The sequence below is a fragment of the Stutzerimonas sp. VN223-3 genome, assembly GCF_045999685.1.
In the GTDB taxonomy this organism is placed as follows: domain Bacteria; phylum Pseudomonadota; class Gammaproteobacteria; order Pseudomonadales; family Pseudomonadaceae; genus Stutzerimonas; species Stutzerimonas stutzeri_AR.
The window spans coordinates 316,611-332,525 of sequence record NZ_RBEC01000003.1 but is presented as its reverse complement, the minus strand read 5'-3'; the positions used below and the strand labels follow the sequence as shown (position 1 = coordinate 332,525).

The window sequence follows — 15,915 nt, the reverse complement described above, 5'->3', positions numbered from 1 at the left end:
TCCTTATCAAGGGTTCTGCGGGCGCCAGGGTTCGATCAGCGCGTCCAGATTCAGCGCGTCGGCAAAATCCAGGAACTGGTCACGTAACCAGCTGATCTGCGTACCCGCCGGTAGCGTTACGGTCAGGGTTGCGTTGAGCATGGTGCCGCCGGTTTGTGGCGCCTGATAGGTATCGCAGGTGAGGCTCTCGAGCTCGACGCGGTGGTCAATAAAGAACTGACACAGCTCGTTGAGAATATCCGGACGGTAGACCGAGCTGACATACGCAACGTAGGGCAGCGCCTGCGGGCGGGTTTCCAGGGCTTCGCTGCGCACCACATTGGTGATGAACTCGTGTTTTTTTGCCAGACCCGGTAGCGCCGTCTCCATGCGAGCGAGGGCGTCCCAGGTTCCGGTTATTTCCAGAACCAATGCACAGCACTCGCCATGTCGGGTCAGGCGCGTGCTGACCACGGCGCAGCGGTTCTCGTTGCTGGCTCTGCAGAGCACGTTGGTGAGCTCCATTGGGCTACGGCCCATGGCGCTGATGACGAGAAACTGTTCACGGGGTACTGGGGGGGTGGACATGCAGCATTCCTGGCGTAGGTGAATCGGACGGCCAGCCAAGCCGAAAACGGCTAAGAGTAGCGAAAAGCGCCAGCGGAGGGAATGCGTGCACGAGCTATGTGCGAAAAGTACATCGATATCGCGGTGGCCGGTCTGGTTACAGGGATGCATCCAGCGTACTCGCAAAGCGCAAAGGAGCCTTGTACCATTACGCCTCTCTTTTTCCGGCAGGAGTGATTGCATGATTGCGGGCAGTATGGTGGCGTTGGTCACTCCCATGGACGCGCAGGGCGGCCTTGATTGGGATAGCCTGAGCAAGCTGGTGGATTTCCATTTGCAGGAAGGCACCAATGCAATCGTTGCGGTCGGCACCACTGGTGAGTCGGCAACGCTCGAGGTGCCTGAACATATCGAGGTGATCCGCCGGGTGGTGGATCAGGTCAACGGTCGCATTCCGGTTATTGCCGGAACCGGTGCCAACTCCACTCGTGAAGCCGTCGAGTTGACCGAGAATGCCAAAGCGGCAGGTGCCGATGCCTGCCTGCTGGTCACGCCGTACTACAACAAACCGACCCAGGAAGGCATGTATCTGCATTTCCGCCATATCGCCGAAGCCGTGGCGATCCCGCAGATTCTCTATAACGTTCCCGGTCGCACCGCCTGCGACATGCTGCCAGAGACTGTCGAGCGGCTCTCCAAGGTGCCCAACATCATCGGTATCAAGGAAGCGACCGGCGACCTCAAGCGCGGCCAGGAAGTGCTCGATCGCGTCGGTAAGGAATTTCTCGTCTATTCAGGCGACGACGCTACCGCCGTCGAACTGATGCTGATGGGTGGCAAAGGCAATATTTCCGTCACCGCAAACGTCGCGCCCCGTGCCATGAGCGAGCTATGCGCCGCCGCCATTGCCGGCGATGCGGAAAAGGCACGTGCGATCAATGCATTACTAATGCCGCTGCACCAGACATTATTCATGGAGGCTAACCCGATCCCGGTGAAGTGGGCGCTGCATGAAATGGGTTTGATGCCTGACGGTATTCGTCTGCCCCTGACCTGGCTCAGCCAGCGTTGCCAGGAACCCCTGCGCCAGGCTATGCGCCAGTCCGGTGTGCTGGCCTGAAGATATCCGGTGTACTGGTTTATTAATGAAGGAACACGCATGAAGCGACTGGCCGGACTCTCGACCCTAGCCCTGATCATCTCTGGAACCAGCGGTTGTGGCTGGTTGTGGGGCGAAGACGGATATTTCCGCGACCGTGGTAGCGATTATCTGCAAGCGCGGCAAGTTGCTCCGATGCAAGTCCCTGCCGGCACCGAGTTGCGTCCGATCGAGCCACTGCTACCGATTCCCCAGCAGGTGTCTGATACCCGCGTTACGGGTGACTACGAAGTGCCGCGCCCGCAGCGGCTGCTGATTGCCGAGGAAACCAGCGAATTCAGCCTGCAGACGTCAGAAGACGCACGCTGGCTGATTGCGATGCGCGCGCCCTCGCTGGTTTGGGCTGCGGCCCGGCAATTCTTTACCGACAACGGTTTCCAGATCGCCGAAGAGCGCCCTCAAACCGGTGAATTTATTACCGCCTGGCAGACGAGTGATCAACTGGCTCCGGCGCTAGTGCGCAATCTCGGTCTGGGCGACGGCGAGACCCGCGTCCGTGTCCGCGTTGAGCCGGGCGTGCAGCGCGATACCAGTGAAATCTATTTGCTTAGTGTCCAGCGTCCGGCAGGCAGCAGCGCCGACGTCGCCTGGCCTGAAACGACTGCCAACGCTGAACTTGATCGCGTGCTGCTCGACGAGTTGCAGGCTGGCCTGACCAACAGCGCTGCGCAAGGCGGCTCGGCCTCCCTGCTGGCCGAGCGCGAGTTCGACGCACCTAGCCGCGTAACTCTCAGCGAAGCCGGCAGTGGTACTCCAGTGTTGCAACTCGATACCGACTTCAACCGCGCCTGGTCGAGTGTCGGACGTGCACTGGCCGCGAGTGACATCCTCGTCGAAGACCTGGATCGAAGCCTAGGCGTTTATTACATCAACCTGGCCGAAGGCGCGGAGAATCCAGACGACGAGCCTGGTTTCTTCTCCCGGTTGTTCGGCGGGGCGCCAGACCGTGAGGAGATCGAGGCCCGCGCCGAGCGTTATCAGCTCCGTGTGACGGATGTGAACGGCGACATCCAAGTCACTCTCGATAAGGATCTCGATACCATCGCCCCAGCGGACGTGGCGCGGCGCGTGCTGAATATGCTCAAGGACAACCTGGGCTGATTCTTCGATGCAGCCAGCTCCAGCCAATCCAGGCGAAACCATTCGGTTTCGCCTGTTTCGTTTGATGACAGACCCACTGTTACGGCTCGCTGATTTCGGCAGCGTATCGATGGTTCGGTAACCGCGAGAATCGCCATGACTACTCCAAACGCCCTCAGTTTGAAGAAAATCTACTCGGGCAAGGTCCGTGACCTGTACGAAATCGACGACAAGCGCATGCTTATGGTCGCCACTGACCGGCTCTCGGCATTCGACGTGATCCTCTCCGAGCCGATACCGGAGAAGGGCAAGATTCTCACTGCGATCTCCAACTTCTGGTTCGAGAAGCTTGCGTACCTGGTACCCAACCACTTCACCGGCGACAAAGTCGAAGACGTGGTCGCGGCGGGCGAGCTGCCCTTAGTGGACGGCCGTGCGGTGGTCGCCAAGCGCTTGAAGCCGGTTGCAGTTGAAGCCATCGTACGCGGCTACATCGTCGGCTCAGGCTGGAAGGAATATCAAAGGAACGGAACCGTTTGCGGCATCCAGTTGCCTGCCGGGTTGAAGGAAGCGGCCAAACTGCCGCAACCGATCTTCACGCCATCCACCAAGGCCGCCGTCGGCGATCATGACGAGAACATCTCCTTCGAACAATGCGAAGCCGTTATCGGCGAGCAATTGGCAGCGAAGGTACGTGATACTTCCATCGCGCTGTACGCCGCAGCTGTCGAATATGCGGCCACTCGCGGCATTATCATTGCCGATACCAAATTCGAATTCGGCCTCGATGAAGACGGCACCTTGACCCTCATGGATGAAGTGCTGACACCCGACTCCAGCCGCTTCTGGCCGGCCGACAGCTATCAGGAAGGTATCAGCCCGCCGAGTTTCGACAAGCAATTCGTTCGCGACTGGCTGGAATCCACCGGTTGGAACAAGGAACCACCAGCACCGCCGGTGCCTGCCGAGGTCGCCCAGAAGACGGCCGACAAGTATCGCGAAGCACTGACGCGCCTGACTGCCTGATCGCTCGTGTCTCGGCTAGAACCGGCTTAAGCGACCGCCGAAGGCAACTGGCCTAGGCCAACGCAACACGCTGAATAACGAGAAAAAAGCACGCTCGCGGGGGTTCGACAATCGCTTACGAACTGCTATGATGCGCGCCGCTGGAGAGATGCCGGAGTGGCCGAACGGGACGGATTCGAAATCCGTTGAACAGGCAACTGTTCCTAGGGTTCAAATCCCTATCTCTCCGCCATATTGCGAAACCTGAAAGCCCCGCCCCGCCTAGCGCGCAGCGGGGCTTCTTCTTTTGTGGAGTCTGGCTTCGGGCAAAATTGGGGCAAAAAGAGCGATTTCTAGGCCGCTCGACGCCGCTTTATTCCGCTCTGATCCTGTCTCGTTACGTCATTCTCTATGCCATTTCGCTCTTCATCCTGTTCGGTTGTCGCCGACTTGCTCGGTCATGCGTGCGTCTGGATCAGCCCTGCCGGGTTCTAATAGCCGTTTGTTCTCGATCCGCAAGATGGCTGTTACTCGATGTCGTGCGATCGAAGTTGGCACGGCGTGGACGGTGTGCTGTCTCAGCAACTGATAACCCATTGAGGCTTCCGATGATCGAATGGCTAACAAGCAATCACCAACTGATCTCGCTGATTATTTCCAGCAGCACCCTTCTTGTGTGGGTGTTCTATGCACAGCTGCTGCTATTGAACTTCAGGCGGCAACGCAAGCCGAGTCTCATCATCAACCGTGGCGCCGGCAAGGGGCTGGGCTCGCTGTGTCTGATTTCCAACATGAGCGCCGAGCCTATGTTCATCAATCAATTGGTGGTTTCCATTGAAACCTCCCAAGGGCCATTGGAGGTCGATGTCACCGACATTCGTCAGAGCATGGAGGGCGATGTATCCCCCGACTTGATCATTCACCAAACCACACACCAAGGCCCGCTGCGTAGCGGTGAGTTCACTCACATCGGCACCTTTCAGAACATGTTGCGACGCGTAGCGGAGCTGCATGGCATCAAGCTGGAAGGCCACCGGCCGGTTGGTGATTGGCAATTTCATTCGCTGGAAATTCGCGCGGTTGCGTTCTACGGCCCCGAGCGACACCCGCTGGGCGTCTTGCGTCGGTTTCGCCTGCGCGATCTCGGCGAGGCAGAGTGCACGATGGTTCCAGAGAGTCCCTTCACTCATCAGCTGACGTCGCGCCGTGATCGCAGAAGAGTACGCCGCTGGCTGTCGGAGTCGCTTGATGATTGACGGCCTGGCAACACGCAACGACCGGAGCGGAACTTAAGTACAGCTGGCCGGTCACCTTAACCTGGCAACGTGCTGCCGAGCGGAGCCCAGATGCGGTTAGGAAAGGCTTGCGACGCGCAGCGAGTAGCGGCTGCGCGAATTGTTGATCAGGCAGCTTGTCCGCGGACAAGGTTGCGATATGGAAGGGTAGTTTCGTGGAAATCAACCGCGTAAGCGCAAGGGATGTCGATAAGGCACATTATGAGTTGATTGTTATCGGGTCTGGTTTTGGTTCCAGCTTCTTTCTTACCGAAGCGTTGAAGCATCTTACCGGGCGCGCTCTGATCATCGAGTGGGGCGATTTCCATCCCTGGGATTGGCAGATCCAGACCCAGAGCAATTCGGCGATCGCACCTGAATCCACTTACGATAATCGCGGCGAGAAGCCCTGGAACACCACCATCGCGCTCGGCGGCGGCATGAATTGTTGGTTCTCACAGACCCCTCGGTTGCACCCCAGCGACTTTGCTACTCGTACTCGTTACGGGGTCGGCAACGACTGGCCGCTGAGCTACGACGATCTCGAGCCCTACTATTGTCAGGCCGAGCAGATCATGTCGATTGCTGGTGACCCGGACATGGCCAAGGTGTTGCCGCGCAGCCAGCCATTTCCGCAGCCTCCCCACAAGGGGTCCTCGATCGACATGCTGATGAAGGAGGCGATGCCTGATCACCACTTCATCATGCCGACCGGGCGTGCCCGCGTGTCCACGGGAACCCGAGGGGTTTGCTGCGCCAATGCCACCTGCAACCGGTGCCCGGTCAACGCCAAATTCACCGCGCAGAACGGCCTGGCCGAGCTGTATAGCCATCCCAAGGTGGACGTGTGCCTGAAGACCGAGGTGCGCACGCTCGAATACGAGGGCAAAAACATCAAGGGAGCGACGCTTCTTTCCGACGGTACCGAGTTCAAGGTCTTCGGCGATCTGTTCGTGCTGGGCGCCAACGCTATTCAAAGCCCGGCGATCCTGTTGCGCTCGGACATCGCCTTCGGCGAAACCGGAATGGGCCTGCATGAGCAGGTCGGCGCTAACGTCGAGGTTTACCTCGACGGCCTCGGCAATTTCGATGGCAGCACCATCACCACCGGGCTGAACTATTCGCTCTACGACGGTGATTTCCGCAAGGATCACTCGGCCTGCCTGGTCTATTTCGAGAACCGCTGGCCCTACGGCCTGCGTCCGGAGCGCGGCCGTTGGAACCAGACGCTGCCACTGATGCTGGTCAGCGAGGATTTGCCGAACATCGAGAACCGCGTCGTCATCGATCCGCAAAGCGGACAGGCGATCATCGATTATCGCGGCGAATCCGATTACGGCATGAAGGGGGTGCAATACGGCCTGGATAGCCTGGAAAAGCTACTCGCGCCGCTGCCGGTCGAGTCGATCAATTTCAGGGAGTGGCGACTGACCGAGTCGCACGTTCAGGGCACGCTGCGTATGGGGCAGGCTGATGACGGCTCGGTGGTTGACGGCCAAATGCTGCATCATCAAATGAGGAATTTGGTAGTGGTAGGGACGGCAACCTACCCGAGCTGCTCGCCGGCGAATCCCAGCCTGACCGCCGCGGCCTTGTCCATTCGCGCTGCCGATCTACTGTATAGCTAAGGAATGCCATGAAGCGTCGTACGTTGTTGCTGTCATCCGCCGCCACTCTTGGTCTTGCTGCCGTCGGTTCGGCAGCCTGGGTGTATGAGGACCGTCAGGCGTTCATCCCTGAGCTGTTGCACCAGCTCGTTGGTGACTTCCAGATGGCCGCAGAAGATCAGCGAAAGTTTGTCGATGCGTTGGCCGGACACCATGGTTCGGAGAAGCTCACGGCGTTGATGGGGTTGTACAAGATTCGTCAGGAGACTGGTGTCGGTAGCGCCTATACCGATCTTCGCGTGGATAACTTCGAGCGCAGGTTGCTGACGGATTTCATGGTTTCGACCGACTACCTGCGACGCCAGCACGAAGCGAATCCCGCCGTGACATTTCTCGGCTACAGACTGCCCTGCAGCAATCCTTACGCGAAATTCGATGGGCTGAGCTGACGCACACTGTGCGACGGCGCTCGACAATTGCGAAGAGGCAGCATTGTTCATGCCTCGGCGTGCAGTTGGGTTGGCTCGTTTCTTTAGCGATCGGCGAGCGCCTGCTCGCCAATCAACATCCCGCATGAGACCCGAAAAAGCTGATCCCCACGTCTGATCGTGAGGGGTGCTCTCTCCGCGATCACCGCGCCGTTGCCGAGCATGCGATCAATATGGGTACGTAGCTGGTGATATTGCCTGGTGTAGTCCCGGTTCATCTTGCCCCCGTAGCTATCTGGCGTTGTTCGTTAATCCACGATCTAGGACCAACGACAGACCGATTCGTCTCGCACGAATACGGTTTTTCCTGCAGCCACTTGTCTGGGCGCTCTTCAGCACCGCTGCCGCGCCGTTGGTCTCAGGATGGATAGGTTGTAGTATCAGTTAGCCATCGCGACCGCGAGGCTTTCCACTCTGGTGAGACAAGGCGCAATGAACGAACAGGCCGTACCGGTGTTGATCGCGTTTTTGACTGTGGCTGGTGTTGCAGCGTTTTTGCTGCGCCGAGCATTCACGGTATTGGGCCGTCAGCAGTTTAAGAACGACGCTGGGTCGTTACAGGTATCGCTCGATAGCGAAAGGTTGGATGACAGTCGCGTGGAAAATCGTTCTGCGCCATAGAGCAAAAATCAGCAAGCCAAGAGCTTGGCGGTTCAAATCATCAGCAAGCTAAACGGGCCGCGCCCCTTCGGGCAGATAGGCCTCACTCAAAGACGCATTGACGTCGCCGCGGGATTTCGCTCTAGCTATCGAACAACCGGCGTAGGCTGCTAGGTGCCAAGCCGGTCCAGCGCTTGAAAGAGCGGCGGAAATTGGTGGTGTCGTTGAAACAGAGGTAACTCGCCACTTCCTCGTTGCTGTAACCCTTCATCTGGTACAGATAGAGCGCCACGTGCTTGCGCACCAAGTCGAGCTGATCCTGAAAGCCTGTGCCGTGCTTGTGCAACTTGCGTTTGAGCGAAGCCGGGCTCATTTCGAATGCCTGGGCCACGCGCTCAAGGTTCAACGGCCTACGGATGTTGGCGTGTAGATGCTCATATAACCCGTCGATAAAACTGCCGTGCCAACCGAGGCTTGCCAGTTGAGCACAGCCGGCCTGTTGCGCGACCTGGCCGGCGGTGTTCGAGGCGTTCGGCCAAGGCGTGTGCAGATATTCGCGTGGCAGGCTCATCATCGTCAGCTGACTGCCGAAGGCCAGCTGCTCGCCCAGATGCACCCAGTACTGCTCAACATGCCGTGGTTGCGGATAATCGAAATGAAAGCGCCAGGGCAAGCGCTCTCCAGACAGACGTTTGCTCATTGCTACCACGGCTGTCAGGCTCGCCTCGGCGAGGAAGCGCTGTTGCTCGCTGGCGCCGCAGCTGTCGACCCAATACAAGTGGACCTGTTTGTCGTCGAAGAGCAGACGAGGCGTCAGTAACGGGCTCAGCAGCGCTCGAAATCGCAACAGCAGCTCTAGCGCCTGGTGCAACGTGCAAGCATGGGCCAAGGCGTGGCTGGCATCGCCATAATGGCCGGGAAGCAGCCGCTGGCCGAACAGGAAACTGCTGTCATCGGAATCCAGCAGGCGGCCAGCGTTGCCGATCAGCGTGATGAACTGCGCCGGGCTGATGCGGGCGATGCCGCGGGTAACATCCTCATAGAACAGCCCGCTGCCGCGTAGCAGTTGGTGGCTGTCGATCCCGCGTGCGAGGGCCAGATCGATCAGCACCGCCGGCTGGTGATGCGCGGCGATAAAACGCGTATCGCATTCGTAGCCGATGGCCATGGTCCCGCTCCTCAAGCGCAGCGCGGCAATTGCTGTTTGGCCTTGGCGAGGCTCAGGTTAAGGCGCTTGAGTAGTTGTTCGACATCCTCATCGAAGGCCATCACCGTTGCGGTGCAAGCGCTTAGGTGGACACGCTCGCCATGCTGGTCGGTCTTGTGCGCCAGGCTGGCGACCGCATTCTGCAACTCAACTGCGATCTGCAGGGCCTGGCTTTCACCCGTATTCGGCAACACCGCGACGAAGCGATCCCCGGCCAGGCGGCAGAGCAGGTCCTGCCTACGCAGGTTAAGCAGTAGCAGCTGCGCCATCGCCTGCAGAACGGCGTCGCCCTCGGCCTGGCCGTAGCGCTGGTTGAGTGCGCTGAAATCATCAAGATCCACCGCTACCAACGACAACGGTTGCTGCTCCTCGTGTGCCTGGGTAAGCGCTCGCTGCACGTGTTGACGCAGGTATTCGGCTGCGCCCAGCGGGGTCAGTTTGTCGAACAGGCGGTGCTCGCGAAACAGCTTCTCGCGCTTGCTCATCTGCTGGCTGATGGCGCGTTGTTCCTGGTTCAGGTGATAGATGCCGAATGTCAGCAACACCAGGCCGATGGGCATCGGCGCGGTCTCCAGCCAGTTGTCCCAGATCGCCAGTTCCGGTAGCTGGATGAATTCGTCCAATGTATCCATCCACCAGGAAAAGAACACGCACGCCAAGCCCAGCGCGAGCAGCCGTGTCACCCGGCCTGCCGGGCGGCTGTGCAGGAGCATGGTCAACCAGGCCAGCGCCAGCATCGCCGAGCCGCCTTCGCCTGCCACGTCCATCCAATTGATCTCGGCCCAGGTCTTGATCTGCCCCGTGGCGAGGTAGACCTGCAGGCCGAAGTTGGCTGCTAATGCGAGGCCGAGCATGGGAAGGGCGTGGAGTCTCAGAAATTTCATCGGGTCTCCGAAGCTAGGGTTTGCGCCAATGCGTGAGCGCACGAAAACAGATGAATATGACGGTCGGATGAATGGGAAGGGGGTTGTTTTGGCTCAGGGATTTATCTGTGTTGGGCGTGTTTTGAGTGTTAGTCGAATGGGGAGTTGCTCTATGGCTTGGTTTCGCCCTGCTGGGCGAGTCACTTTTTCCAGGCGCGGAAAAAGTAACCAAAAACGCTTTGCCCCTGCATCCGGCCCTGCGCTTCGCTCCGGGTTCGTTCGCTCCATCGTTGCTTTAGGGGTCGGCTTACAAGGCCATCCATGGCCCTTTAAGCCTTTCGCCGCATCCATGCGGCTCAACCCCTTACGCAACGATTCCACTCACCCTCCTGATGGGGCATTCGGAGTCGTCTGTGAGGCTGTGTAGCCAATTCGAAAGATAAAGAAAAACGGCTTGAGGACAGCTCGGACATCGTTCCCCTTCAGCATCGTAGGGTGGGCTTCAGCCCACCGTGACGGAGTGTTTGATCTGCACGTGGTGGGCTGAAGCCCACCCTACGGTCCTGAAGCCCACCCTACGGTCCTTTCGCTTATCCAACAAAACAGGTCAATTCAGCTCAAAACCCAATCGAACTACACGCCAAAGTCCAGATATCTGGCCCAGCGCCAAACCCTGTCACAGAACCGCCACATCCCCCACCTACCGTCCGCTGCAGTTCCGGGATGGACCCGGTAGTCAGCGTTCGGGGGATTGTTCATGAACACATACCGCAGTGGCATCCGCCATGCAGGATTCCGTATCAGCCTGCTGGCCCTCGCCATCAGTGCCGGTTCGGCCTGGGCCGAGGAGCCGCTTGTCATGGAGCACGTCGAGGTAATTGGCCAAGCCGTCAGCATCGACGAGGCGTTGAAGGAGCAGCGCAGCTCCGACAGCGTCAAGAGCGTGGTGCACGCCGACGGCATCGGCCAGCTGCCGGATGACAACGCCGCCGAAGCGTTGCAGCGCATTCCCGGTATCTCTGTCGAGCGCGACCAGGGAGAAGGCCGCTTCGTCAGCGTGCGCGGCATCGCACCCGATCTGAACAGCGTCACCATCAACGGCACCCTGGTCCCATCGCCGGAAAGCGGCCGTCGCGCCGTGGCCCTGGACGTGCTGCCCTCAGAGCTGGTGCAGTCGCTCTCGGTGGTCAAGACCCTGACCCCGGACATGGACGCCAACTCCCTCGGTGGCACTATTGAGGTGGAGAGTCTGTCCGCCTTCGATCACGACGGCCTTTTCTACAGCATCAGCGGTGAAGGCAGCTACGACGAGAACGTCAGCAAGACCAGCCCGAAGTTCTCCGGTGCTTTCAGCAACCGTTTCAGCTTGGGCGATGGCGTCGACAACTTTGGTGTGGCAGCGGCGTTGAGCTGGCAGGAGCGGGACTTCGGCTCCGATAACGTCGAAACCGGCGGCGCTTGGGGTTTCGAAGAAGGCGCCCGGCTGGAAGAATTCGAGCAGCGCGACTACGAGATCACCCGCGAGCGCGCTGGCGTCGGCCTCAATTTCGATTACAAGCCGGACGACGTCAGCAACTATTACCTGCGCACCCTCTACAGCCGTTTCAAGGACACCGAGACGCGCAACGGTGCCGGTGTCGAATTTGCGGACGCGCAGCTCGAAGGGGAGCTGGGCGACGCCGAGGGCTGGCGCGAACTGAAATCGCGTGAAGACACCCAGACCATCCAATCCTATGTATTCGGCGGCGAGCGCATGATGGGCCTTTGGACCCTCAGCGGTCAGGCTGGCTACAGCGAGGCCCGAGAACGCAATCCCGGCGGGATAGCCGGTGCGACCTTTGAAGGCGACTTCGCCGACGCAGGCTTTTCCAGCACCACCAAACCTCGCTTGAACGTCGACTCGTCTTTTTACGACCCGGCGAGCTTCGAGCTTGACGAAGTGGAATGGGAAGAAAGCGATGCCCGCGACCGTGAGAAGAACATCCGTCTCGATCTGGCCCGTGAATACGACATTCAGGGTTATGCCTCGCAGTTCAAGTTTGGTGGCAAGCTCAGCCGCCGCGACAAGAGCAACGATGCCGATATCTGGCTCTATGACGACTTCGATGGTGTGACGCTGGCCGACGCCCAAAGCGGCAACGTCGATTACGCGCTCGACCGTTTCGGTTCCGGCATCAGCGCAGGCGCGATAGAAGGGCTGATCGGTGGACTGGATGCCGGTGAGTTCTTCGACGAAGAGCAGTCGCGCATCAACGACTTCGACATGACCGAGGACATCAACGCCGCCTATTTCATGAATACCCTGGATCTGGACAAATGGCGCGTCATCGCCGGCCTGCGCTACGAAGGCACCGAGTTCAGCGCCAAGGGCACCGGGATTCGCGACGGTTCTTTCGAGTCCATTTCCAGCGACAACCGCTACGATCACTGGCTGCCGGGACTGCATGTCCGTTACCAGCTGACGCGCGACACCCAGCTCCGCGCGGCGTGGACCAATACGGTGGTGCGCCCGACCTTCGAGCAACTGGCGCCCGGCTTCGTCATCGACGGTGAAGATGCCGAGTTTGGCAATCCCGATCTCAAGCCGCTGGAGTCGATGAACTACGACCTCGGCATCGAGCACTACATGGGCCGAGCCGGCGCCGTGTCGGCTTATCTGTTCTACAAGGACATCGATAACTTCATCTACAACACCGACCTGGCTGGCAGCGGGCAGTGGGCCGATTTCGACGAAGCACTGAGTTTTGAGAATGGCAGCAGCGCCAAGCTATATGGCCTGGAGCTGGCTTATTCGCAGAAGTTGGACTGGTTGCCCGCGCCCTGGAATGGCGTACTGCTCGGCGCCAACGCCACCTTCAGCAAGTCCGACGCGGACATCGAAGGGCAGGGCAGTCAGCGCAGCATCGATCTGCCGAACCACTCCGATACTGTCGGCAATCTGATGGTCGGCTGGGAAAACGACGTCTTCAACATGCGCCTGGCCGCCAATTACAAATCCGAGTACCTGGCCGAGGTGTCCGGCGTCGACGACGAAGCTCACGATCTCTACGCCGATGAGCAGCTGTTCCTCGACTTCAAGGCCGGCTACTTCATCACGCCGAACCTGCAATTGACGGTCGAGGCGCTGAACCTCACCGACGAGTCCTACTTCGTCTACACCGGGCGCAGCAACTACAACGCGCAGTACGAGGAATACGGCCCGACCTACAAACTCGGCCTGACCCTGACTCATTTCTGACCTGGCTCTTCTACCGACTTCGACTTTTATACCGCGCCGGCACCGCTCTGTTCCCCTTTGGACCGGTGTCGGTCAGCGGCTGCTGACTGGAAAAACAATGGACGTAACCTTGCTTAAAAAACCACTGATGCTGGGCCTTTGTATTGCACTGGCTGCTTGTCAGTCGGGTGCCGGACCGGCGCCTGTCGAAAGGGCCGCAGCGACGCTGAGCATGGCGAGCGACGCACCTCTGGAAGCGGAAAGCGCCCAGCTGATCGGCAACGACGCATTCTGGCCGGGCGCTTCACAGCTGCTGGTTCGCCCGGACTCGCGCGGCTTGCAGGTGCTGGACGTGAAAGGCGCGGCACTCAGCGCTTTCGAGGGTCGATTCGAGGGCCTGGATCACCGTGCCAGCGAACAGGGTCTCCTGATCGCGACACTCGACCGCAAGCGCCAGCAAGCCGTGCTGCTCGGGCTCGATCGCCAGCATCGTTGGAGCCAGCCGCTGTATGTCCCCAAGACGGACTTCGCTGTCGAAGGGCTGTGCCTGTATCGCGACGCCGCGCGCAATGGCTATGTGTTCCTGATCGGCGAGGAAGGCATCGGCGAGCAATGGTTGGTGGCGGCTGACCAGAAACTGCTGACGACACCTCGCCGGGTACGTGGCCTGAGCCTGCCTCCGGGAAGCAGTTATTGCCAGGCCGATGATCGGGCCGGCGAGCTGATCGTCAACGAGGAGAGCGTCGGCCTCTGGGGCTACGCAGCTGACGCCGAAGCGCCGCTGCTGCGCCGGCCGGTAGACATCGTGCGGCCATTCGGCGGCATTGCCGAAGCCGCTGCCGGCATGGCGCTGGTGCCGGGCGGGTTGCTGGCGCTGGACCCGGAAGCGGGCGCGTTGCACCTGTATCAGCGTGACGGCGATGACTGGCGCAGCCATCAGGTGATCCCGCTGGACGGGTTCGATGAGCCGGAGCAGGTCAGCGCGCGGTTCACCGACCGCGGCCTTGAGGTGCTGCTGACCGATGAACGTGGTGCACACGTGGCTCAGCTGGATTGGCAACCAGAGGCGCCCACGGCAACACACATTATTCCGATGCTGCCGGCGATGGCGCAGACTGATCCAGTACCCCATCTGGGCGATGCGGCGGACGATCCGGCGATCTGGATCAACCCTAGCGATCCAGGCAACAGCCGTGTGCTCGGCACCGACAAGAAGGGCGGGCTGGCCGTGTACGACATGGTCGGTAAACAGCTTCAGTACCTGCCGGTGGGGCGACTGAACAACGTCGATCTGCGCTCCGGCTTCTCTCTCGGCGGCAAGCGCGTAGACCTCGCCGTGGCGAGCAATCGCGATCACAACAGTCTTCATCTATTCGCCGTTGACCAACGCAGCGGTGAGCTGAGCGACATCGGCCAAATCGACACGCCGTTCAGCAATATCTATGGCCTGTGCATGTTCAAGGACAGTCAGGGTGCCATTCATGCCATCGCCAACGACAAGGACGGCACCTTCCTGCAATACCGCCTCGACGGCACCAGCGGTACGCCGCGTGGCGAGCAGGTGCGTCAGTTCAAGGTGGCCAGCCAGCCCGAAGGCTGTGTAGCGGACGACCGTAATCAGCGGCTCTACGTCGGCGAGGAAGACGCGGCGGTGTGGACTCTAGATCTGCGCAGCGATGCGCCGGCAGCGCTGGAAAAGGTCATCGGCGTCGGCGGCCCGCTGCATGACGATGTCGAGGGCCTGGCGATCTATCAAGGCGAAAAAGCCGATTACCTGGTGGTTTCCAGCCAGGGCAACGACAGCTATCTGGTGCTCGACGCCACGGCGCCCTATGCCGTGCGTGGCGCTTTCCGTGTTGACCTGAATGCCGAGCGCGGCATTGATGGCGCCTCGGAAACCGACGGCCTGGAGGTCACCTCGGCCAACCTCGGCGGCATCTGGAGCCGTGGCTTGATAGTGGTGCAGGACGGTCGCAAGCGCATGCCCGAAGGGGCGCAGAACTATAAGTATGTGCCTTGGGCGGCGGTCGCCGAGGCGTTGGGGCTGGACTGAGCCTCAAGCGATAGCCCATTGGTTGCGCATGGCTGTCATCGCAACGTAACCCGAATGCAATCCAATAAGGCCGTCGCGTCGCACGGCCCGGAGGAAACACAATGCAGAGCACCCTTGAACACATGTCGGTTTGGGGACTGATCAGCGACGCCAGCCTAGTGGTGCAGGCCGTCATAGTTATTCTGGTTCTGGCCTCGCTTTTCAGCTGGTACTTGATCATCCGGCGCGGGGCTGCGCTGCGTCGTAGCGAACGATTGCTCAAGAGCTTCCTACAGCGTTTTCGCAGCGGTGGTGAACTGGCGCACCTGTATCGCGAGGGCAGCGAACAGGAGCTCCCCACAGAAGCGGCATTGCAGCGAATTTTCCTCGCAGGCTATCAGGAATTCAGCCAGCTGCAGCGCCAGCCGGGCATTGCCCCTGACGCAGTGATCGAGGGTGTCGAGCGCAGCCTCTATGTAGCCATCGCGGAGCAGGAAGAGCGGCTTGAAAGCGGCCTGCAGTTCCTCGCCACGGTCGGTTCGGTCAGCCCCTATATCGGCCTGTTCGGCACCGTCTGGGGGATCATGAATTCTTTCCTCGGTCTGTCCATGGTCCAGCAGGCGACGCTCTCGACCGTAGCGCCGGGCATCGCTGAAGCATTGGTCGCCACGGCCATCGGCCTGTTTGCGGCGATCCCGGCAGTGATGGCCTACAACCGCTTCTCCGCCCGCGGCCAGACCCTCAGCGCTCGCTACTACAGCTTTGCCAATGAACTGCAGGCGCGGTTGCATCGTCGCCTGCACGCCGGGGCGCCCAGCGTCGCCGCAGCCGCCTGAA

Annotated in this window: 13 protein-coding genes and 1 tRNA gene; 11 read left to right on the top strand and 3 right to left on the bottom strand. The window is 60.0% G+C overall.

Annotated features, from left to right (window positions below; translation table 11 throughout):
* Window positions 1-6 precede the first annotated feature (6 nt).
* Complete coding sequence (locus D7241_RS17380) at window positions 7-567, bottom strand: glycine cleavage system protein R (protein WP_408102584.1); 561 nt, start codon at window positions 565-567, stop codon at window positions 7-9.
* Window positions 568-787: 220 nt separating this feature from the next.
* Here D7241_RS17380 and dapA point away from each other — a divergent pair, with 220 nt between their 5' ends.
* The 8 genes from dapA to D7241_RS17340 all read left to right on the top strand — a co-directional run bounded on the left by dapA (window position 788) and on the right by D7241_RS17340 (window position 7,780).
* Window positions 788-1,666, top strand: a complete 879-nt coding sequence (dapA, locus tag D7241_RS17375) for a 4-hydroxy-tetrahydrodipicolinate synthase (protein ID WP_408102583.1) — start codon at window positions 788-790, stop codon at window positions 1,664-1,666.
* Between the two features lie 39 nt (window positions 1,667-1,705).
* Window positions 1,706-2,806: an outer membrane protein assembly factor BamC gene (bamC, locus tag D7241_RS17370; RefSeq protein ID WP_408102582.1), complete on the top strand. Its 1,101-nt coding sequence runs from the start codon at window positions 1,706-1,708 to the stop codon at window positions 2,804-2,806.
* Window positions 2,807-2,941: 135 nt separating this feature from the next.
* Window positions 2,942-3,811 carry a phosphoribosylaminoimidazolesuccinocarboxamide synthase gene (locus D7241_RS17365; RefSeq protein ID WP_408102581.1) on the top strand — a complete coding sequence of 290 codons (870 nt, stop codon included), beginning with the start codon at window positions 2,942-2,944 and terminating at the stop codon, window positions 3,809-3,811.
* 142 nt (window positions 3,812-3,953) lie between these two features.
* Window positions 3,954-4,043: transfer RNA gene (locus D7241_RS17360), tRNA-Ser, on the top strand.
* A gap of 355 nt (window positions 4,044-4,398) precedes the next feature.
* The gene (locus D7241_RS17355; RefSeq protein WP_408102580.1) at window positions 4,399-5,046 is read left to right on the top strand and encodes a hypothetical protein; all 648 of its coding nucleotides are present in this window, start codon (window positions 4,399-4,401) and stop codon (window positions 5,044-5,046) included.
* Between the two features lie 194 nt (window positions 5,047-5,240).
* Complete coding sequence (locus tag D7241_RS17350; protein ID WP_408102579.1) at window positions 5,241-6,692, top strand: GMC oxidoreductase; 1,452 nt, start codon at window positions 5,241-5,243, stop codon at window positions 6,690-6,692.
* A gap of 8 nt (window positions 6,693-6,700) precedes the next feature.
* Window positions 6,701-7,120, top strand: a complete 420-nt coding sequence (locus D7241_RS17345; RefSeq protein WP_408102578.1) for a hypothetical protein — start codon at window positions 6,701-6,703, stop codon at window positions 7,118-7,120.
* Window positions 7,121-7,591: 471 nt separating this feature from the next.
* A complete protein-coding gene (locus D7241_RS17340; protein ID WP_255978913.1) occupies window positions 7,592-7,780 on the top strand; it encodes a hypothetical protein in 189 nt (62 codons plus the stop codon).
* A gap of 121 nt (window positions 7,781-7,901) precedes the next feature.
* Here D7241_RS17340 and D7241_RS17335 read toward each other — a convergent pair whose 3' ends face one another.
* Together D7241_RS17335 and D7241_RS17330 are read right to left on the bottom strand one after the other, a co-directional pair.
* Complete coding sequence (locus D7241_RS17335) at window positions 7,902-8,927, bottom strand: AraC family transcriptional regulator (protein ID WP_408102577.1); 1,026 nt, start codon at window positions 8,925-8,927, stop codon at window positions 7,902-7,904.
* 11 nt (window positions 8,928-8,938) lie between these two features.
* Window positions 8,939-9,850, bottom strand: a complete 912-nt coding sequence (locus tag D7241_RS17330; protein ID WP_408102576.1) for a GGDEF domain-containing protein — start codon at window positions 9,848-9,850, stop codon at window positions 8,939-8,941.
* 736 nt (window positions 9,851-10,586) lie between these two features.
* Here D7241_RS17330 and D7241_RS17325 point away from each other — a divergent pair.
* The 3 genes from D7241_RS17325 (at window position 10,587) to tolQ (ending at window position 15,914) form a co-directional block, all read left to right on the top strand.
* Window positions 10,587-13,067 (top strand): TonB-dependent receptor, encoded by a 2,481-nt coding sequence (locus D7241_RS17325; RefSeq protein WP_408102575.1) that lies wholly within the window; start codon window positions 10,587-10,589, stop codon window positions 13,065-13,067.
* Between the two features lie 97 nt (window positions 13,068-13,164).
* Complete coding sequence (locus D7241_RS17320) at window positions 13,165-15,099, top strand: phytase (protein ID WP_408102574.1); 1,935 nt, start codon at window positions 13,165-13,167, stop codon at window positions 15,097-15,099.
* Window positions 15,100-15,200: 101 nt separating this feature from the next.
* Complete coding sequence (gene tolQ, locus D7241_RS17315) at window positions 15,201-15,914, top strand: protein TolQ (protein WP_408102573.1); 714 nt, start codon at window positions 15,201-15,203, stop codon at window positions 15,912-15,914.
* Window position 15,915 lies beyond the last annotated feature (1 nt).